Annotated in this window: 17 protein-coding genes; 9 read left to right on the forward strand and 8 right to left on the reverse strand. The window is 64.5% G+C overall.

Annotation, left to right across the window (positions count from 1 at the left end; all coding sequences use genetic code 11):
• Positions 1 to 1,284: TIGR03808 family TAT-translocated repetitive protein (locus CWO89_RS22990; RefSeq protein WP_130581019.1), on the forward strand; the 1,284-nt coding region annotated here is incomplete at its 5' end.
• Positions 1,285 to 1,352: 68 nt separating this feature from the next.
• Here CWO89_RS22990 and CWO89_RS22995 read toward each other — a convergent pair.
• The 4 genes from CWO89_RS22995 to CWO89_RS23010 all read right to left on the reverse strand — a co-directional run bounded on the left by CWO89_RS22995 (position 1,353) and on the right by CWO89_RS23010 (position 5,271).
• Positions 1,353 to 1,811 carry a TIGR03809 family protein gene (locus tag CWO89_RS22995; RefSeq protein ID WP_130581020.1) on the reverse strand — a complete coding sequence of 153 codons (459 nt, stop codon included), beginning with the start codon at positions 1,809 to 1,811 and terminating at the stop codon, positions 1,353 to 1,355.
• A 437-nt stretch (positions 1,812 to 2,248) separates the two neighbouring features.
• Positions 2,249 to 3,922, reverse strand: coding sequence for a S8 family serine peptidase (locus tag CWO89_RS23000; protein ID WP_130581021.1), 1,674 nt, complete (start codon positions 3,920 to 3,922; stop codon positions 2,249 to 2,251).
• Positions 3,923 to 3,970: 48 nt separating this feature from the next.
• On the reverse strand, positions 3,971 to 4,705 hold the full coding sequence (locus CWO89_RS23005) for a hypothetical protein (protein WP_130581022.1): 735 nt from the start codon (positions 4,703 to 4,705) through the stop codon (positions 3,971 to 3,973).
• Positions 4,702 to 5,271: a sigma-70 family RNA polymerase sigma factor gene (locus CWO89_RS23010; RefSeq protein WP_130581023.1), complete on the reverse strand. Its 570-nt coding sequence runs from the start codon at positions 5,269 to 5,271 to the stop codon at positions 4,702 to 4,704. Before CWO89_RS23010 ends, CWO89_RS23005 begins: the two co-directional genes overlap by 4 nt.
• Before the next feature lie 424 nt (positions 5,272 to 5,695).
• Between CWO89_RS23010 and CWO89_RS23015 the strand changes: the two genes are divergently transcribed.
• The gene (locus tag CWO89_RS23015; protein WP_130581024.1) at positions 5,696 to 6,844 is read left to right on the forward strand and encodes a GGDEF domain-containing protein; all 1,149 of its coding nucleotides are present in this window, start codon (positions 5,696 to 5,698) and stop codon (positions 6,842 to 6,844) included.
• Positions 6,845 to 6,919: 75 nt separating this feature from the next.
• Entirely contained in the window at positions 6,920 to 8,026 is a 1,107-nt protein-coding gene (locus CWO89_RS23020; RefSeq protein WP_130581025.1) for a DUF2336 domain-containing protein, read from the forward strand.
• A 148-nt stretch (positions 8,027 to 8,174) separates the two neighbouring features.
• On the opposite strand, the gene CWO89_RS23025 is transcribed toward CWO89_RS23020, so the two are convergent.
• Positions 8,175 to 8,813, reverse strand: a complete 639-nt coding sequence (locus CWO89_RS23025; RefSeq protein ID WP_130581026.1) for an NrsF family protein — start codon at positions 8,811 to 8,813, stop codon at positions 8,175 to 8,177.
• 2 nt (positions 8,814 to 8,815) lie between these two features.
• Positions 8,816 to 9,361 carry a sigma-70 family RNA polymerase sigma factor gene (locus CWO89_RS23030; protein WP_130581027.1) on the reverse strand — a complete coding sequence of 182 codons (546 nt, stop codon included), beginning with the start codon at positions 9,359 to 9,361 and terminating at the stop codon, positions 8,816 to 8,818.
• Positions 9,362 to 9,722: 361 nt separating this feature from the next.
• Between CWO89_RS23030 and CWO89_RS23035 the strand changes: the two genes are divergently transcribed.
• The 4 genes from CWO89_RS23035 (at position 9,723) to CWO89_RS23050 (ending at position 14,131) form a co-directional block, all read left to right on the forward strand.
• Entirely contained in the window at positions 9,723 to 10,421 is a 699-nt protein-coding gene (locus CWO89_RS23035) for a hypothetical protein (RefSeq protein WP_130581028.1), read from the forward strand.
• A 118-nt stretch (positions 10,422 to 10,539) separates the two neighbouring features.
• Positions 10,540 to 11,319 carry an enoyl-CoA hydratase gene (locus CWO89_RS23040; protein ID WP_130581029.1) on the forward strand — a complete coding sequence of 260 codons (780 nt, stop codon included), beginning with the start codon at positions 10,540 to 10,542 and terminating at the stop codon, positions 11,317 to 11,319.
• Positions 11,320 to 11,616: 297 nt separating this feature from the next.
• Entirely contained in the window at positions 11,617 to 13,035 is a 1,419-nt protein-coding gene (locus tag CWO89_RS23045; RefSeq protein ID WP_130581030.1) for a TolC family outer membrane protein, read from the forward strand.
• Between the two features lie 124 nt (positions 13,036 to 13,159).
• A complete protein-coding gene (locus CWO89_RS23050; protein ID WP_130581031.1) occupies positions 13,160 to 14,131 on the forward strand; it encodes an amidohydrolase family protein in 972 nt (323 codons plus the stop codon).
• On the opposite strand, the gene CWO89_RS23055 is transcribed toward CWO89_RS23050, so the two are convergent.
• Positions 14,121 to 17,249 (reverse strand): efflux RND transporter permease subunit, encoded by a 3,129-nt coding sequence (locus tag CWO89_RS23055; RefSeq protein WP_130581032.1) that lies wholly within the window; start codon positions 17,247 to 17,249, stop codon positions 14,121 to 14,123. The genes CWO89_RS23050 and CWO89_RS23055 overlap by 11 nt on opposite strands.
• Positions 17,250 to 17,281: 32 nt before the next feature.
• A complete protein-coding gene (locus tag CWO89_RS23060; RefSeq protein ID WP_130581033.1) occupies positions 17,282 to 18,526 on the reverse strand; it encodes an efflux RND transporter periplasmic adaptor subunit in 1,245 nt (414 codons plus the stop codon).
• A 348-nt stretch (positions 18,527 to 18,874) separates the two neighbouring features.
• Between CWO89_RS23060 and CWO89_RS23065 the strand changes: the two genes are divergently transcribed.
• Complete coding sequence (locus tag CWO89_RS23065) at positions 18,875 to 19,159, forward strand: hypothetical protein (RefSeq protein ID WP_130581034.1); 285 nt, start codon at positions 18,875 to 18,877, stop codon at positions 19,157 to 19,159.
• 18 nt (positions 19,160 to 19,177) lie between these two features.
• Positions 19,178 to 19,370 (forward strand): hypothetical protein (locus tag CWO89_RS47050; RefSeq protein ID WP_207234547.1); only part of this gene is annotated, 193 nt, incomplete at its 3' end.

Raw genomic sequence — 19,370 nt, forward strand, 5'->3', positions numbered from 1 at the left:
GCACCGCTCACCTCCGCGCTCGGCCGCGACGCCACGCAATATGGCGTCCGCCCCGGCAGTGCCGACGACCAGACCAAGGCCCTGCAGCGCGCGATCGATGAGGCCGCACGCGCGCAAGCGCCGCTGGCGCTGCCGCCGGGCGTCTATCGCACCGGCCTGCTCCGCCTGCAGCGCGGCTCGCAACTCGTCGGCGTGCGCGGCGCGACCAAACTCGTCTTCAACGGCGGGCTGTCGATGTTTCTTGGTGAAGGCGCCGACAACATCGGCCTCTCCGACCTCACGCTGGACGGCGGCAATGTGCCGCTGCCGACACGTCGCGGCCTCGTGCATTGCCTCACCGCGCGCGATGTCCGCATCACCGGATGCGAGATCAAAGGCAGCGGCGGCAACGGCATCTGGTTCGAGCAGGTGTCGGGCGACGTCAGCGGCAACATCTTCACCAACATTGCAACCACCGCCATCGTCTCGTTCGACGCGCTGGGCCTGATGGTCTCGCGCAACACGATCTCAGGCACCAACGACAACGGCATCGAGATCCTGCGCACCGCCATCGGCGACGACGGCACGATCGTTGCCGACAACCGCATCGAGGACATCAAGGCCGGGCCCGGCGGCTCCGGCCAGTACGGCAACGCCATCAACGTCTTCCGGGCCGGCAATGTGATCGTGCGCGGCAACCGCATTCGCAATTGCGATTATTCGGCCGTGCGCGGCAATTCGGCGTCGAACATCCATATATCAGACAACAGCGTCAGCGATGTCCGCGAGGTCGCGCTCTATTCGGAGTTCGCCTTCGAGGGCGCCGTCATCGCCAACAACACGGTCGACGGCGCCGCCGTTGGCGTCTCCGTCTGCAATTTCAACGAGGGTGGCCGCATCGCGGCGGTCCAGGGCAACATCATCCGCAACCTGATCCCGAAGCGACCGATCGGGACCGCGCCGGACGATGACGCCGGCATCGGCATCTATATCGAGGCGGACACCGCCGTCACGGGCAACGTGATCGAGAATGCGCCCTCCTTCGGCATCGTTGCCGGCTGGGGCAAATATCTGCGCGACGTCGCTATCACGGGCAATGTGATCCGCAAGGCGTTTGTCGGCATCGGCGTCTCGGTGGCGCCGGGCGCCGGGATCGCGCTGGTCAACAACAACATGATCTCGGAAGCGCCGCGCGGCGCCGTGGTCGGGCTCGACCATGCGCGGGTCATCACGGCGGACCTGTCAGTCGCCGGCGCCCAGCAATACGCGCAACTCGTGCTCGGCGGCAACGCGGTGCGAAGATAACTTTCAGAGCGTTTTCAAGCGAAGTGGGGACCGGTTCGCGTAAAGAAAACGCGTCAACGAAAAGCTTTCTAGAGCGTGTTGCGCAGCAGCGGATAGCGCGCCTGCATGGCGGCGAGGTCGAGCAGCGGCAGCGGCGCCTCTTCCGGCACCGGCGCCTCCTCTTCCACAGCCTGCACGAGCGCGACAACCTCGACCGGCGGCTCCGGCGGCGCCACTGGTGCCGGCCGCTCGACCGGTCGCTGCTGCAGCCGTACCGGAGCCGGCAGCGGCGTCACGCGGCCGCGGCCGAGCCAGGAGATGTCGATCGGCGAATTGTCCAGCGAGGCCTCGCGACGCAACAGGTCGCGCCAGGTCTCGACCGCCTGCTTGGCCTCCTGGACGTTCTCGAGGAAGGACACATCGCTGTGATAGCGGCGCCAGCGCCCGGATTCGAACAGTTCGGTGAGGTGTTCCAGCCGTGCTTCCGCCAGCGCGCACCAGCGCGCCACGATCTCGCGGCCTCTGGCCGCGTCAGTTCGATTTGTCATTAAGACAGCCCGTAAAGAGAGAAACGGACGCAGGACGCAACCGAACCGAATCAAAATATGACGGGGATATTCTGTGGAAAAGGTTAAAAAAGTCTAACACCTTTTCGTAAACGACTCGGGGCACGCAGAGAAGTCCGCAGGAATACTGGATTATTGGGTTTGCGGCTCTTAGACGGTCGACGCGACACCTGCATGACCGTGCGTGCGACAAGGAAGCGCTGTCCCCAAAAATGAAGACCCGTCCGGGGGGACAACCGGACGGGTCAAGCCATATGGGCGCTTGGGGTGGATGGGCGCTCGCGCCTGATATAGCTAATGGGGAGGAATGGATCGCTCCCACATTTATTGGTCGCGACACCCAGCGCCACGTTCAAAATCCTCGTTCGATTTTTTTAACCTTCCGCGGCGACGGTCCGCGGCCCGAAAGCGCGGAAAACTCACTGCGCGGCGGGGCTTTTCGCGTCATTTTCGGCCGATTTGTCCGCGGCCATGGCCGGTGCCGACTGTTCCATCGCCCGGCTCACAGAAGTGTTATCCTGTGCGGGCGCAGCCGGTGCGTGCTTGCCGGAGGCGAGCGGAACTGCCGCAACGGCGGATACCGCTGCGAACGCATCGGCCTGCCCCGCCCCAAACAAATCATCACGTCCGGGGGCACCGAGATCGCGCGCCGTGCCGGTCAGGATCGAACGCACCTCGTTCGGTTTCAGCGACGGATTGCGCTCCAGCACCAGGGCCGCAATGCCGCTGACGAAGGCGGCGGAAAACGACGTGCCCGAGGTGATCTGGTATTTGCCGTCCGGCGCCGGCAGGAAGATATCGGCGCCGGGCGCGGCGAGCGCGATGTAGTTGCCCCGATTCGAGGCGGAGAACAGTTTCTCCTGCGCATCGGTGCCGCTGACCGCGATCACATTCGGGTTCGCGGCGGGATAGAGCGGCGCCGATTTCGCCCCGGCATTACCGGCGGCGGCGACCAGCAAGATGCCGCGCGCCGCACTCGCAGCGACCGCCCGCTCGATCAGCGGATCCTTAGGGCCGGCAAAGCTCATATTGATGATCTGCGCGCCGTGCAGCGCCGCATAATCCAGTCCCTTCAGGATCACATAGGACGAGCTCTGCGCCCCGTTCGCGGTCGCGCCGAACGCGCGGATCGCGAGAATGCGCACCTCCGGCGCGCTCCCCATCAGCCTGGCATGGGCGGCGATCGTCCCGGCGATGCCGGTGCCGTGCGCGTGCGGCCCTTCATTGCTGCCGATCGCATCGAATGTGTCGGCAATCGTATTCGCCAGCTCGGGATGGCTGGCATCGATGCCGGAATCGATCACGGCAATGGTCACGTTCATGCCGCGGACTAGCGTGTGCGCCTGCGGCAGGCGAAGCTGCGCCAGCGCGTATTGCGCCGGATCGCCCTCAGTCGGTGCCGTCTTCTGGTCCTGCAACAGGTAGCGGAAGTTGAGCTGCACGGACCGCACGCGGCCGTCGCCGGCAAGCGCCCGGCGCACCACGTCCACCGGGCGGCGGTCGGTGATGCGGAACAGGCCGATGGTGGAGCCGAGCAGCGGGACGTTCCGTATCTCCACCCGCGCCAGGCCATGACGCCGCGTCAGCTCCTCGATCTGCGCGTCGGTCAGCGCACCATCGATCTCGGCCACGAGTTCGTTGGGCACCGCGCGGAGATCAACCGCAGTTTGCGGCGCGTTGTTGCGCGATCCGCCCTTGGCTTTCCTGCCGGCCGCCTTGCCGCCACTGCCGCCATCCGAGGTGGAGACGACGGGACGGTCGAGGCACTCGCCGTCGCTGCCGCGATAGGCAGCGTCGCAGGCGCGATGGAGGTTGGGCGAATAGCGCGCGGAGGGCAGCGTCGAGTGCACGCCAATGCGGGGCATGGTGGTGACGCTGATCCGCGAGGGGGTCCGCGCAACCGCCGCCCCGCCGATATTGGTATTGACCCGCGGCCCGACATTCGTGCTGACGCTCGGCACCCGCGGCGCGACGCGGATTTCCGGCGTGCGCATGATGCTCTGCGCCGCGGCCGGACCTGTGGAACCGATAAACAGCGCCGCAATCAGCGCCAACGACGTCTCGATCCGCCATTTCGAGCGTTCACAGGCCATGGCGTCTCGCGCTAGCGCGTCATGGGGAGGTTTATGACGGGTTGCGTCTTACGGCGTTTCCACCGCGAGGCTGACGACCTTTTCCTTCTGCAGCCTGCCGAGCAGCGCGGCAACGTCGTTCTTGCTCATCGCGCTATTGCCGAACTGGATGCGGAACATGCCCTCGCGGGCCCCGCCAATGATCGAGGCCTGGTAATTGTCGAGCAGCGCCGTGATGTCGGAGATGCGGGCGTCCGGCGCGAATCGCACCAGCGCGCGCGGCGGGCTGGCCGCCGCACCAAGGTCGCGGGTGATCGGGGCCGCGGATCGCAACTCCAGTGCAGCCGCCCGCGGCTCCAGCGTTAGCGACGCCGTCTGGAACGAACTGCCCTGGCTCTTCATCATCAGCACCGCGCCGATCACGCCGGCCTGCAGAAGCAGCACGATCGCGCCGACGCCTGCCGACCACGCCAGCGTCCGCGGCGACAGGCTTGCGAAGAATTGCGAGATTCGCCTCGAAAGGCTCACCGAAGCCGGCCGTGTGCGCACCGGCTCCTGGTCGATCTCGGCGAACAGCTTCTGCATCGCGCGCATGGACGGCGCGCCCAGGCTCTCGTTGAGGCGGATGGTCTCGGCATATTCCTCGCGGATCACGGCGTATTGCCCGGCGAGTTCCGCATCGCTGGCCAGCGCCTCCTCGACACGCCGCGCATCGCGCGCGTTCAACGTGCCCGTGGCATGCCAAGGCAGCAGCAGTTCGACGTCGCTGGGCTCCTCCAGCATCTTCCTTCTCGCCGCCATCATGGCCAACCTCGCTCTATGCCGGCTGCCTTGAGCAGTTCGGCCAATTTCTTGCGCGCATAGAACAGGCGCGTCTTCACGGTGTTCTCCGGAATACCAACGATCTCGGCCACTTCCTCCACGGACTTCTCGTGGTAGTAGACCAGATCGACAATCTCCCGGTGCTCCAGCGAAAGTGCCGTCAGACACTTGCGCAACGCTTCACCCGTATCCTTCTTCTGCACCGCCACTTCCGGATCGTCGGACGCATCCTCGATCGCGTTCGCGGCGTCCTCGTCCAGTTCAGCGTCCTTCCTGCGCCGCAGCGCAGACAGGGCCTTGAACCGGGTGATCGCCAACAGCCAAGTTGAGACGGCAGATCGTCCTTCGAATTTGCCGGCCTGGCGCCAGACATCGAGAAACACCTCGCTGATGAGGTCTTCCGCGACCTGTTCGTCCCGCACAAGCCGGAGTCCGAAACGGTACACTCTGACGTGGTGCCGCCCGTACAGCACCTGCATGGCGAGCCGGTCGCCTTGAGCGATCCGGGCGATCAGAACGTCGTCTGAAGCCGCCTGTGTCGCGCTCAATGGCCGTCTCGCAAGATTGGTCGAGAGGGGGTGGGGGCTGGTTCGATGGCGAGAGCAGAATTCTTCACATTACCGCAATGTGCAGAACGCATGTGTGAGCCATCCCACAAACTCCGAATTCCGTGTGAACTCCGCACTCCCGCCCCCAAATTAGGTATTATGGTAGGGGCAAGCTTCCCCAAGACCATGCCGCCTGCTCGCGACCTTAGCAAGAGTCGGCGCATAAGGCAGTCCTCCCGCCAACTCCCACCCGTCGCGCCCGGCACTCGTCCGCCGCGATTGCCTTGTCAGGGTTCGCCCGATTTTCACCTGCGAAAACAAGGGAGATGGCAGGGTTCTACGGACCAGATTCGGGGCCGAAAGATACCAAACCTAAAGGCTTTTCCCCGTAGATTTTGCGAGTTTTCCTCTCGATGGCGAGCGCATGGGCATCGCGGCGTCCTCATTTCTGAACCCGGTTGCGGGCGGATTGAATGGCCGCGGCTCACGGCTGGCTGCCACGAAGCCGTTGCGCCGCGCGAGGCGTCGGCGCCAGATCCAGGCGATGGTCGGCGTCTGCTACGTTTTCGACGCCCTCGTGCTCCTGGTCTATGCGAGCGCCGGCACAATCCCGATGGCGATGGGCATGGCCTACGCGCTTTGCGGGTTGGGCCTGTGCGCCGTCTACGTGCTGCTTTCCGAGCTCGGCTTCCACGATCGCTTCAGGGATCACTATCTGGTCGCGCCGCAGTCGGCCCTCCACATGGCGAACCAGCTCGCATTCACCTACATCGCGCCGCAAGTCGGCGTGCTGTTCCTGTGCAATCTGTTCGTGGTGTTCGGCTTCGGCGCGCTCAGGACCTCGGCGCGACAGACCGCCCTGATCTGGACGGTGATGGTGCTCGGCCTCGCCGCACTGTTCCTCCTGACCGACAAGCCGATCTCGATGCCGCATGGCAACACCCTGGAGCGGCTCGCCACGATGCTGGTCTTTGCGCTCACCATCGGGCGCTGCATGTTCTTAGGGATCCTCTCCAGTTCGATGCAGCAATCGCTGTACCAGAACGGGCAGAAGCTGAAGGAAGCCTACAAGCGCATCGAGGAGCTCGCCGAGCTTGACGAGCTGACCGGCGCATTCAACCGGCGCAGCATCATGCGGACGCTGGACGAGGAGATCGTCCGCTCCGAGCGCACCGGCGCGCCCTGCTCGGTCGCACTGATCGACCTCGACTGGTTCAAGCGCGTCAACGACGTCTATGGCCATCCGACCGGCGACGAGGTGCTCAGGACCTTCGCGATCTCCATGTTCGCCAACATCCGCAGCATCGACCGCTTCGGCCGCTACGGCGGCGAAGAGTTCCTGCTGATATTGCCCGAGTTGAACGAAGATGGCGCCACGCGCGCGCTGGACCGGCTGCGGGTCATCATCGCCGAGCTCGACTGGAGCGCGTTCTCGCCGGGCATGAAGGTGACGATTTCCGCCGGCATCGCAACGCTGCGGCCCAACGAGGGCCCGGACACGCTTCTCGCGCGCGCCGACAGCGCGCTTTATGCGGCCAAGGCACGGGGACGCAATCGCATCGTCAGTGCATGAGCAAACGAATTCGCTTCCACCGTCGGAGAATCCGGCGCGGTGGCATCGCCAATACTCCAGGACAGAGTCACAGTCATGAATTTGAAACCCGCAATTGCCCCCGAGAACTTGCTTGACGAGTTGCAGGCAACGCTCGCGCATGGAACGGTGGCGCGCCGGGTCGAGACCCTGCGCCGCGTGACCGATCTTTTCGTCAACGGCGCGGTGGACTATTCGGACCAGCAGATCGCGCTGTTCGACGATGTCTTCCAGTGCCTGCTGCTTCACATCGAAGCCTCGGCGAAGGCGCTATTGTCCAACCGGCTGGCGCCGATCGACACCGCTCCGCCGTTGACCGTCCGGACGCTTGCCTTCGACGACATGATCGAGGTCGCCGGCCCCGTGCTGACGCAATCGAGCCGGCTCGACGATGACACCCTGATCGAGACCGCACGCAACAAGAGCCAGGCGCATCTGATGGCGATCTCGGCGCGCAAGACGCTGAGCGGCGCCGTCACCGACGTGCTGGTGCTGCGCGGCAACGACGAGGTGATCCAGAGCACCGTCAACAATCCCGGCGCCGAGTTCACCGAACGCGGCTTCACACGGCTGATCAGCCGCGCCGAAGGCGACGAAAACCTTGCGACCTGCATCGGGTTGCGCCCGAGCATGCCGCGGCATCTCTATCTGAAACTGCTGGCGAAGGCATCGGACACGGTGCGGCACCGGCTCGAAACCGCCAACCCGCAGCAGGCCAAGGAGGTGCCGAGCGCGGTGCGCGAGGCGACGCGGCGCGCTCGCTCCTCGCCCTCTGCGGTCACGCGCGACACGACGATCGCCCATGCGCTGGTGAAGTCGCTGTATGAGGATGGCCGGCTCGACGAATTCCAGGTGGCGGCGTTTGCCGACGCCGGCAAGTTCGACGAGACCAATGCCTCGATTGCAGCTCTTGCCAATGTGAGTCTGGCCGTTGCCGAGAACATGATGATCGAAACCCGTGCCGAAGGCGTGATGATCCTGGCCAAGGTCGCAGGCTTCTCGTGGTCGACCGTGCGCTCGATCATCAACCTGCGCGACGAATTGTCAGGCGGCGAGCCGACCGATCTCCTGGCCTGCATGGAGACCTACGAACGGCTCCGGCCATCGACCGCGCAGCAGGTCTTGCGTTTCCACCGCATGCAGCAGACCGCGCCCGCCGCGTAGCCTCCCACTCGTCATTGTGAGCTACCGGGTCGGCGCGAAGCGCCGCCCGATGACAGGCTCAGCGAAGCAATCCATCGCGCCGCAAGTGGAGGCATGGATTGCTTCGTCGCTGTCGCTCCTCGCAATGACGACGCAGTAGGTACCGCAATCAATATCGAAGCACCTTCGAGCCGATCAGCGCGCCGATCGCGGCAACCAGCGCGGTCCCGATCGTGTACCAGGTCGCCACGAACAGCGGTGAATCATCGGTGCAATGCGATGCGTAGAGCGTTGCCGCCAGCCCCGCCGCCGCCAGGCCTGCGATGGCGCCTGCGACCGCCGGGCGCGCCGGCGCGCCATGACGCAGGCCGAACAAGGCGGCCGCGAGCAACGGCAGCGACATCAAGGGAATCGAGATCAGGCAGGCCCGCGAATTGTTGCCGACCAGCCGCGTCATCATCGGCGCGCGTTGCGGCATCATCATCTCGCCGCTGATACCGGCCATGAGCAGACCGGCCGGAACAAGCAGCCACCAGACAAAGCCGCGCAGCGAAGCCTCGGGCCGCGATAGATGCAGGCTGACGGCGATCGCGGAAGCGGCGAGCGCCAGCGTCACCGCGAACTTCAGACCGAAGAACGGGTTGTGCATCGCGGTCATGACATCGGGCCTGACGCCGAGCTCGGTGAAGAACATCAGCAGCGAGACCGGTGCGGCGGCGAGCAACGCCAGCATCAGGACAAAACCCACCGGCTGTGCGCGCTGAGTGTTGTCGGCGGCGAGCGTGCGAATGAGCTGATCGGTATCCATGCTCAACTCTCCCGCAGTTTCGCCGTCAAGTTGGCGAGCCCGCGATGCAACGCCACCCGCACGGCGCCCTCGCTCATCGAGAATTTTGCCGCCGTATCCTGGATCGAGGCGCTGTCGACGGCGATCGACTGCAGGACCTCGCGCTGCCGCGCCGGCAATGTGTTCAGATGCGCAGCGATTTCGCTCGCGGAGGCCCTCTCCTCCTGCGCCTCGCCGGGCAGGGTCTCGGCAAAATCGTCGATGTTGACGAACACCCGCTTGCCCCGGCGTCGCAGCGCATCGATCAGCTTGTTGCGGGCAATTGCGAACAGCCAGGGCGCGAACGGAGCGTTTACGTCCCATGTGTGTCGCTTCGAATGCACCGCCAGCAGAATGTCTTGCACGATATCCTCGGATTGATCGATCGGTTGGCCCGCGCGCGCCAAACCGCGGCGCGCGACCGCCCGCAGGACCGGCGTGATCGCCTTCAGCAGGCGATGATACGCCGTGCTGTCGCCTGAAATGGCCGACCGCATCAGGCCGGTCCATTCGTCCTCACGTTCGCGCACGTGCGCTCCCACAACGCAATTCGGCCTATCCTTCAATTTGTTACACCGGGAGCGAATTGATCACAAAATCGTGAAATGGCGCCCGGGCGACAGAATCTCAAATCCGGACCAGCGCAAATCGAGCGGCCTTTAGAGATCCGCAGCGCTCTTAACATCGATTGCCGGCGCTCGCACCGGCCGCCAGCACAGATTTTTGCCTGGAGGAAATCGACGCTGTGCCCGAAAGCAGCCGTTTTGGCGCAACAGTGCCGCCCCGTTTTGGCCCGGCAAAACCCGAAGATTCCCTTTTTCTGCCCCGCTGTGGACACGCCTCGGGGGCTCATTTCGCCCCTCAGGGGCGGGCAAATGGGGAGATTGTCAGATGATCACCAAAGCCAGCGGGCTTCTGGCGGTGCTTGTGGCCGCAGGGCTGTTTGCATGCGTCGCCGCGCCGTCCCCGGTCGAGGCGGCAGGTTCGGGCGGCACGACCGCCTCGGACTCTGATAGTGCGGCAAGTGTTAAGAAACAGAGTACGCGTCACGCAAAGCGCGACAAGTCGGCCAAGACCGATTCCAAATCCTCCGAATCCAAGTCCTCCGAATCCAAGTCCTCCGAATCCAAGTCGTCCGAGGCCAAGAAGCCGGATAGCGCCGAGACCGCCGACGCCGCAGCCGTGTCGCTTCCGGCATTGGTCGCCAATGCCAAGGCCGAACTGACCCCCAACGTCCCTGCCGACAATGCGAGCGCGATGTCGGCGAAGGCCAACACGCTGCTCGCCGAATCCGACAAGCCCGACGAGACAAAGGCGCCCGGTGATGCCGACGTCGTCGCCTCGGACCAGCTCAACGAAGTCGATCGCGCGCTGCACGACAGCCAGCAGCAGAATCAGCCCGACGCAAAGCCGCAGCCGCAGCAGCCTGCTCCGGCAGTCGCGATGACGACCGCCCAGGCGCCGACGGCGGCGCCGGTCGCCAGCGCCGACGACTCGACCTGGGACCGGACTTCCCTGATCGGCAAGATGTTCATCGCCGCGGGCGCGTTGCTGACCATGGCGTCTGCTGCCCGCATGTTCGTGGCCTGACGTCCCTCTTGTGCCCGGACGCGCGGCGCAAATAGCGCTCCGCCGCGTCCGGGAGCCCACTTGAAGCCTACCCCGTCAGCGGGCACATTGCCGCCAGATCAGGAAAACGGGGTGGATCATGTCGACGTTTGAACACATCATTGTCGAGAGCAAGGGCGCGGTCGGCATCATCAAGCTGAACCGTCCCAAGATGCTCAATGCGCTCTCCTTCGGCGTCTTCCGCGAAATCGCAGCCGCAGTCGACGACCTCGAGGCGGACGACGCAGTCGGATGCATCGTGCTGACCGGCAGCGAAAAGGCCTTTGCCGCCGGCGCCGACATCAAGGAGATGCAGCCGAAAGGCTTCATCGACATGTTCACCAGCGACTTCTCCGCGATCGGCGGCGACCGCGTCGCCAGATGCCGCAAGCCGACGATTGCGGCGGTGGCGGGATATGCCCTTGGCGGCGGCTGCGAGCTTGCCATGATGTGCGACATCATCATCGCTGCCGACACCGCGAAGTTCGGTCAGCCCGAGATCACGCTCGGCACGATCCCCGGAATCGGCGGCACGCAGCGGCTGACGCGTGCGATCGGCAAGTCGAAGGCGATGGATCTCTGCCTCACCGGACGGATGATGGATGCCGCCGAGGCCGAACGCTCCGGCCTCGTCAGCCGCATCGTGCCCGCTGACAAGCTGATGGACGAAGCACTCACCGCCGCTGAAAAGATCGCGTCGATGTCGCGCCCGGCGGTCGCGATGGCCAAGGAAGCCGTCAACCGCGCCTTCGAGACCACGCTGTCGGAAGGTCTCAACGTCGAGCGCAACCTGTTCCACTCGACCTTCTCGCTCGAAGACCGTTCCGAAGGCATGGCCGCCTTCATTGAGAAGCGACAGCCTGTGAATAAGAACAGGTGAACAAACCACCGCCATCATTCCGGGGCGCGCGCAGCGCGAGCCCGGAACCCATTGGGCCACATGGGCTGGTGGCGAGATGGATTCCGGCTCATCGCGATGCCCCGGAATGACGGCGTCGGCGCGCGCGCAGCGCAATCCTTCACGACCGTCACTCGTCTGTGACGAACCGGCAACAGACAAGCATTGATTTGATGTGCAGATGTCGCGCGACCGTTTGTCAGTAGCGATACCATCCCCTAAACGGTAGATGTGACCCAGTCGACGGGGGCGGACAGTCGGGGTGGTTTGCGGGTTATTATGGTCGGACGTACCGCTAGAGTTAGCGACGTGAGAAGGCGTTTGCTTCAGACGGGCATTTGCCTTGGCGTTATGCTTTGTGTCGATTTCGCCGCCTCGGCGGTCCATGCGGAGAGCCTCCCTGAAGCGCTCGCCAAAGCCTACCAAACCAATCCGGCACTGAATGCCGAGCGGGCGCGGCAGCGTGCGACCGACGAGAACGTGCCGCAGGCGCTGACCGGCTATCGTCCGCAGATCGCCGCAACCCTCTCCGCCGGTTTGCAGGCGGTGCGCGACCTCTTGCCAAATAACGTCGTTCAGACCGCGAACCTGAAGCCGTGGCAGATCGGCCTGACGGTGACGCAGACGCTGTTCAACGGTTTCAAGACCGCCAACAGCGTGCGGGTGGCGGAACTGCAGGTGCAATCCGGCCGCGAGGCGCTGCGCAATGTCGGCCAGGGCGTGCTGCTGGACGCGGTGACCGCTTATACCAATGTGCTCGCCAACCAGTCCTTGGTCGAGGCGCAGCGCGCCAACGTCGCGTTTCTGCGCGAAACGCAAGCCATCACGCAGAAGCGCCTCAATGCCGGCGATGTCACGCCGACCGACACGGCGCAGGCCGAAGCGCGACTGAACCGCGGGCTTGCCGATCTCAACGCCGCCGAGATCAATCTCGCGATCAGCCAGGCGACTTACGCACAGATCATCGGCAATGCGCCCGGGCAATTGCGGCCTGCCGAGACCACCGACCGCCTGCTGCCGCGCAACCGCGAGGACGCGATCGGGCTCGCCTTCAAAGAGCACCCGGCGGTGATGGCGGCAAGCTACGACGTCGACGTCGCCTCGACCACGATCCGCGTCGCCGAGAGCAGCCTGATGCCGAACGTCACGGTGCAGGGCAGCGTGAGCCGCAGCCGCGACTCCGACCCGACGCTCGGCACATTCGGAACCGACCAGGCTTCCATCATCGGCCAGTTGAACCAGCCGATCTATGACGGCGGCATGGCGGCGTCCCAGACCCGGCAGGCCAAGGAAGTGGCGGCGCAGAGCCGGCTGGTGCTCGACCAGGTTCGTAACCAGGCGCGCACTGCTGCGGTCAGCGCCTGGGTGGCCAACGAAGGCGCCAAGACGGCGGTCTCCGCTTCGGAGTCCGAAGTCCGCGCCGCGAACGTTGCGCTGCAGGGCGTGCAGCGCGAGGCGGCCGGCGGCCAGCGCACCACCGTCGACGTGCTCAACGCACAACAGGATTTGATCTCGGCCAGGGCCCGCCTGATCGGAGCGCTGCGCGACCGCGTGATCGCCTCCTACAGCCTGCTCAGCGCCATCGGCCGGCTCGACGTCAAGACGCTCAATCTCAATACGCCGGATTACCTGCCGGAGGTGCACTACCATCAGGTGCGCGACGCCTGGCACGGGCTACGCACGCCGTCCGGACAATGATCCCGGTATAGGCACCGCCGCCTTCCCGCCCGCACATTCGCCCTGTAACCTCGCTCAACCGGCGGCTGATAACGCTGGGGCGCAGCAAGCGCCGATCAAATGAGGAAACGCAGGGAGAAGACCAATGCTGACGCGACGCAGTATGATGCTTGCCTCCATCGCGGCCGGAGTGATGATGAACAACAGAGACGTCCACGCCAAGGCAGCGCAGCCATCGACGCCGGTGAATTTCGACGTGCCGGCCGGCGCCTGCGACTGCCACACCCACATCCATGGCGATCCCCAGAAATTCCCGTTCTTCACTGGTCGCGTCTACACGCCGGAGCCGGCCTCGCCGGAGGAGATGAGCGCGCTGCACAAGGCGCTCGGGATCGAGCGCGTGGTGATCGTGACGCCGAGCGTCTACGGCACCGACAATTCCGCGACCCGCTTCGGCATGATGGCGCGCGGCGCGACCGCGCGGGGGGTGGCTGTCATCGACGACAAGACGCCGGAAAGCGATCTCGATGCGATGCAGAAGGACGGTTTTCGCGGCATCCGCCTCAATCTCGCAACCGGCGGCATCAACGATCCCAATGTCGCCCGTGCCCGCCTGACCTCCGGAATCGACCGCGTCAAGGCGCGGGGCTGGCATGTGCAGGTGTACACGAACTTGCCCCTGATCCCTGCGGTCAAGGACCTCGTCGCGGCATCGCCCGTGCCTGTTGTCTTCGACCATTTCGGCGGCGCGCAGGCCGCGCTCGGCGTGGAACAACCGGGTTTTCCGGACCTTGTCGAACTGGTGAAGTCCGGCAAGGCCTATGTGAAGATCTCCGGCGCCTACCGCGCCTCCAAGCTCGCGCCCGACTATCAGGACGCAATTCCGCTCGCCAAGGCCCTGATCGCGGCAAATCCCGACCGCATCGTCTGGGGCACCGACTGGCCGCATCCCGATACGGTCGTCCCACCCGGAAAGCAGGTCACGGATGTTGTTCCGCTGTACCAGATCGACGACGGGCGGCTCCTCAACCAGCTCGCGGTGTGGGCGCCGGACACAGCGATGCGCAAGAAGATCCTGGTCGACAACCCGGCTCGGCTCTACGGCTTCACCTCCTAGAGTCGCGCCGCGAGAAATAGGAGATCAGCACCGGCAGCGTCACGAGGATGACGAGCGGCGCCAGCATCATGCCGGTCACGACCACGACTGCCAGCGGCTTCTGCACCTGCGAGCCGATCCCTTCCGACAGCGCCGCCGGCAATAGCCCGACGCCGGCGACGACGCAGGTCATCAACACCGGACGCAGTTGCAATTCACCGGTGCGGACCACGGCCCGCATCCGGTCGTAACCTTCATCGATGAGCTGGTTGAACTGCGACAGGATGATGATGCCGTCCATCACGGCAATGCCGAACAGCGCGATGAAGCCGATCGCGGCCGAGACGCTGAAGGGAATGCCGGAGACCAGCAGCCCGAGCACGCCGCCGAAGATCGCCATCGGGATCACGCTCATGGCGAGCAGCGTGTCGACCATCGAGCCGAAATTGAGGAACAGCAGGATCGCGATCAAAGCGAGGCTGATCGGCACCACGATCGACAGCCGCTTGATCGCGTCCTGCAGATTGCCGAACTCGCCGACCCATTCGATATGCGATCCCGGCGGGAGCTTGACCTGGTCCGCGACCTTCTGCTGCGCCTCCTGGATCGCGCTGCCGAGGTCGCGCTCGCGCACCGAGAATTTGATCGGCAGATAGCGTTCCTGCTGCTCGCGATAGATATAGGCGGCGCCCGAGATCAGCTTGATCGAGGCCACTTCGCTCAGCGGGATCTGCGTGATCCCGCCGTTCGGGTTGGCGACGCCGATGCGTAGGTTCTGGATCGCTTCGGCGCTCTTGCGGTATTCCGGGGCGAGCCGCACGATGATCGGAAAATGCCGGTCACTGCCGGGCTCATAGAGATCGCCGGCGCTGTCGCCGCCGACCGCGACCTTGATCGTGGCATTGATGTCGCCTGGCGACAGGCCGTAGCGCGCGGCGCGGGCGCGGTCGACGTCGATCTGGATCGTCGGCTGGCCGAGCGAGGTGAACACGGCAAGGTCGGTGATCCCCTGCACCGTCGAGAGCACCGACTTGATCTGATTGGCCGTGTCGGTCAACGCCTGCAGATCGCTGCCGTAAAGCTTGATCGAGTTCTCGCCCTTCACGCCCGAGACCGCTTCGGAGACATTGTCCTGCAGATATTGCGAGAAGTTGAATTCGACGCCGGGGAACTTGTCCTGCAACTGCGCCAATAGCTGTGCGGTGAGCTCATCCTTGTCGTGCGTGCCGGGCCATTCGCTTGCCGGTTTCAACGGCGCGAAGAACTCGGCGTTGAAGAGACCGGCGGCGTCGGTTCCGTCGTCGGGGCGGCCGTGCTGTGACACCACCGATTCCACCTCGGGACGGGCGCGGATCATCCGGCGCATCTCGTTGACGTAGGCGTTACCCTCCTGCAGCGAGATTGTGGGCGGCAGGGTGGCACGGATCCACAGATTGCCCTCTTCCAGCTTGGGCAGGAATTCGAGCCCGAGCAAGCGCACCGACAGCGCGGTCAAGAACACGAGGGCGACAGCGCCGGCCATCACCACTCGCCGGTTGGCGATCGCCCAGTTCAGGACGGGCAGATAGATGCGATTGAGCTGCCTGACGATCCAGGTCTCGGTTTCCTCGATATGCGCGGGCAGGATGATCGCGCTCAGCGCCGGCGTGATCGTGAAGGTCGCAAGCAGACCGCCGGCCAGCGCGTAGGCATAGGTCCGCGCCATCGGCCCGAAGATGTTGCCCTCGACGCCGCTCAGCGTGAACAGCGGCAGGAAGGCGGCAACGATGATGGTGGCGGCAAAGAAGATCGAGCGCGATACGTCGGCAGACGCCGACAGGATCGCGTGGCTCTTGATGCCCATCATGGTTTCGGCGGAGATATGGCTCTGCTCGGCTTCAGAAAGCGGAGTGGTCTGTGACAGGCGGCGGAAGATCGCCTCCACCATGATGACGGTGGCATCCACGATCAGCCCGAAGTCGATCGCGCCGACCGACAACAGATTGGCGGATTCGCCGCGCAGCACCAGGATGATCACGGCGAAGAACAGCGCGAAGGGAATGGTTGCGCCGACGATCAGCGCGCTGCGGAGGTCGCCGAGGAATATCCATTGCAGCAGCACGATCAGGAGGATGCCGACCACCATGTTGTGCAGCACGGTGTGAGTGGTGAGATCGATCAGGTCCTTGCGGTCATAGACACGCTCGATCCGCACCCCCGGCGGCAGGATCGAGGAATTGTTGATGGATTTGACCAGTTGCTCGACACGGGCGATCGTCGGCGAGCTCTGCTCGCCGCGGCGCATCAGCACGATGCCCTGTACGATGTCGTCGTCATTGTCGATGCCGGCAATCCCGAGCCGCGGCTTCTCGCCGATGGTGACCGTCGCAATATCCCTGACCAGCACAGGGTTGCCGCCGGACTGCGACACCATGGTGTTGTTGAGATCGTCGACCGAACGGATCAGGCCGACGCCACGCACCACCGCGGACTGGCTGCCGATATCGACCGTGTTGCCGCCGACATTGATGTTGGCGTTGCTCACCGCCTGCAACACCTGCGGCAAGGTCAGGCCGTTGGCGACGAGCTTGTTGAAATCGACCTGCACTTCATAGGTCTTGGTCTTGCCGCCCCAGCCGGTGACGTCGATCACGCCGGGCACGGCGCGGAAGCGGCGTTGCAGCACCCAATCCTGCAATGTCTTCAAATCGAGGACGCTGTAGTTGGGCGGGCCGACCAGGCGGTAACGAAAAATCTCGCCGATCGGGCTGAGCGGCGAGATCGTCGGCTGCACATTGCCCGGCAAAGGCGGCAGTTGCGCGAGGCGGTTCAGGACCTGCTGCAGCGCCTCGTCATAGGTGTAGTCGAAGGAGAACTGCAGCTTGACGTCGGAGAGGCCGTAGAGCGAGATCGTGCGGATCGTGCGCAGGTTCTTCAGCCCGGCGACCTGGGTCTCGATCGGAATCGTGATGTAGCGCTCGATCTCCTCCGCCGACAGGCCCGGGCTTTGCGTCACGATGTCGACCATCGGCGGCGTCGGATCGGGATAGGCCTCGATGTTGAGGTGCTGGAAGGCGATCAGGCCACCGATCATGACGGCGGCGAAGATGCCGACCATCAGATAGCGGCGGCTGACTGCGAGAGCGACGAGGCGATCCATTTCAGATCGAAGCTTTCAATAATCCGGGAATGTCAGGTACCGGAGGCGGCGCGGTCGATGAACAGGCTGCCCTTGGTGACGATCTGCTCGCCTGGCCGTAGATTGCCGACGATCTCAACGAGATCGCCATTGGTGATCCCCGGCTTGACCTGGCGCAGTTCGATCGTTTTGTCCGGATGCGCGACCCAGACGCGCACCTGGTCGCCTTCATAGATCAGCGCCTGCTTGGGCACGCCGACTGCGGGATGGTCGCCCGGCGAATAGAGCGTGACATTGGCGAACATCTCCGGCTTCAGCGCGCCATCCGCGTTGTCGATGGTGGCGCGGACCAGGAGCCGGCGCGTCGTCGGATCGATCGCTGCGGCGACATAATTAATGCGCGCGGTCAGCGAGCGGCCCGGCAGCGCCATCACGCTGAAGGTGACGTCCTGCCCGACCGCGACCTTGGCGGCGTCGCTCTCGCGGACGAAGGCGAGCAGCCAGACGGTCGAGAGATCGCCGATGACATAGACGGGATCGCTGGCGCCGGAGGAGACATATTGCCCGGGGCCGGCCTTGCGCTGCACCACCGTGCCGCCGATCGGCGCGAAGATCGTGATCTCCGGATTGATGCCGCCCTTCTGGCGCAGCGCATCGATGTCTCCGTCGCCGAAGCCCAGGATGCGCAGCTTGTTGCGCGCGGCCTCCAGCGTCGTCTGAGCCGAGCGCAGATCGTTCTGCGCCTGGACCAGCGTGGCCTGGCTCTGCTGATAGTCCTTCAGCGGCACGGCCTTGCCTTCGAACAGGCTCTTGGCGCGGTCGTCCTGGATCTGGGCGAGATCGACCGCGGACTTGGCCTTGTTCACGCTGGTCATCGCAGAGATGTAGTCGTTCTGCGCCTGCACGGTGTCGGCGGCCTCGATCACGAACAGCGGCTGGCCCTTGACGACGCTGTCGCCGGGCCGCGCCAGGAGCTTGGTGATGCGGCCGGTATAGGGCGAGAACACCGGGGTGGAGCGATCCTCGTCGATGCCGATCTTGCCCTCGGTCACGTATTCGGCACGGAAGGCACGCTCGGAGACCGGCTGCAGACTCAGGCTTGCCCATTCGGCAGGGGACGGCGTGTAGCGTTGCAGCCCTTTGCGGGATTGGCTCGAAATCTCCGAATGGCCGCCATTTGCCCCCTTGGTGTGCAGGGATGCGTAAGCCATGCCGCCAGCAACCGCCAGCACGGCCACGACCAGCGCCACGTGCTGACGGCTAAGGGTCTGCAATCGCTTGGTAATGTCTTTGACCATGGGCCGTGGCTGATGTCGGAGGTTCCGCTGCGCGCTAATAGTGCCCAATTACCGGTTCAGACAACCAAAAAAGCGACAATTGGACGCAGGTTTCCGGTTTATCTTTGGACAGTGAGGCATGAACGCCGGGTGAATGCCAAGCCCCGGGCAATTCCGGGGTGGCGGCCGGCGAAACTAAAGCGGGCCGTGTGACAGGCCCTGCCGTGCGCAGGCAGATCCTGCCTGACGATCCCTCCTGTTTTGACGATGCCGACCGCCCGCCTTTTTCGGCATGGTTGAACCGGTCGCGCTTCGGCGTTCCCTCAATCTTGTGCCCAAGAGCAGTGCCCGAACTGGGAAGGAGTTGCAATGGCCATCGATCCCTTGACCGCCGCCGCCGTGGTGCTGGCAACGGCCGCAACGGATGCGGTCTACGTCATGTTCACGTCCGCCGTGGTTGCGCGCAAACGCGTGCCGGCGGCAACCTGGAGCAGCGTCTGGTACGTGCTCTCGTCCTATGCGGTCATCAGCTATACCGAAAACTCGATCTACGTGTTGTTCGCCGCGATCGGCTCCTGGATCGGCGCCTACGTAACGATGACGTTCCTGCATCGGCCTCCCGGCGGCCCACCGGTCGGAGCGGCGGTGGAATAGATTGCGATGGTGCGTAGGGTGGGCAAAGGCGCACTTCGCGCCGTGCCCACCATCCGCGCCGTGCTCGCGATGGTGGGCACGCTTCGCTTTGCCCACCCTACGGCGTCGCCGCGACTTATGATTCAAATTTCAAACAGCGGAGGGGATGTGAGTCCGTATTCTCGCGGCGTGATGCGCCCGAGGTTTGCTTCACTTTCCACCCTCCTCGATA

The sequence above is a fragment of the Bradyrhizobium sp. Leo170 genome (genome assembly GCF_004296405.1).
GTDB lineage: Bacteria > Pseudomonadota > Alphaproteobacteria > Rhizobiales > Xanthobacteraceae > Bradyrhizobium.

What these genes read in the sequence shown, in the direction of transcription:
- CWO89_RS23035 (WP_130581028.1), top strand. Translation starts at nt 9,723, where the DNA reads ATGATCACCAAAGCCAGCGGGCTTCTGGCGGTGCTTGTGGCCGCAGGG.
- CWO89_RS23020 (WP_130581025.1), top strand. Translation starts at nt 6,920, where the DNA reads ATGAATTTGAAACCCGCAATTGCCCCCGAGAACTTGCTTGACGAGTTG.
- CWO89_RS22995 (WP_130581020.1), bottom strand. Translation starts at nt 1,811, where the DNA reads ATGACAAATCGAACTGACGCGGCCAGAGGCCGCGAGATCGTGGCGCGC.
- CWO89_RS23065 (WP_130581034.1), top strand. Translation starts at nt 18,875, where the DNA reads ATGGCCATCGATCCCTTGACCGCCGCCGCCGTGGTGCTGGCAACGGCC.
- CWO89_RS23000 (WP_130581021.1), bottom strand. Translation starts at nt 3,922, where the DNA reads ATGGCCTGTGAACGCTCGAAATGGCGGATCGAGACGTCGTTGGCGCTG.
- CWO89_RS23045 (WP_130581030.1), top strand. Translation starts at nt 11,617, where the DNA reads ATGGTCGGACGTACCGCTAGAGTTAGCGACGTGAGAAGGCGTTTGCTT.
- CWO89_RS23060 (WP_130581033.1), bottom strand. Translation starts at nt 18,526, where the DNA reads ATGGTCAAAGACATTACCAAGCGATTGCAGACCCTTAGCCGTCAGCAC.
- CWO89_RS23055 (WP_130581032.1), bottom strand. Translation starts at nt 17,249, where the DNA reads ATGGATCGCCTCGTCGCTCTCGCAGTCAGCCGCCGCTATCTGATGGTC.
- CWO89_RS23050 (WP_130581031.1), top strand. Translation starts at nt 13,160, where the DNA reads ATGCTGACGCGACGCAGTATGATGCTTGCCTCCATCGCGGCCGGAGTG.
- CWO89_RS23025 (WP_130581026.1), bottom strand. Translation starts at nt 8,813, where the DNA reads ATGGATACCGATCAGCTCATTCGCACGCTCGCCGCCGACAACACTCAG.
- CWO89_RS23015 (WP_130581024.1), top strand. Translation starts at nt 5,696, where the DNA reads ATGGGCATCGCGGCGTCCTCATTTCTGAACCCGGTTGCGGGCGGATTG.
- CWO89_RS23040 (WP_130581029.1), top strand. Translation starts at nt 10,540, where the DNA reads ATGTCGACGTTTGAACACATCATTGTCGAGAGCAAGGGCGCGGTCGGC.
- CWO89_RS23005 (WP_130581022.1), bottom strand. Translation starts at nt 4,705, where the DNA reads ATGATGGCGGCGAGAAGGAAGATGCTGGAGGAGCCCAGCGACGTCGAA.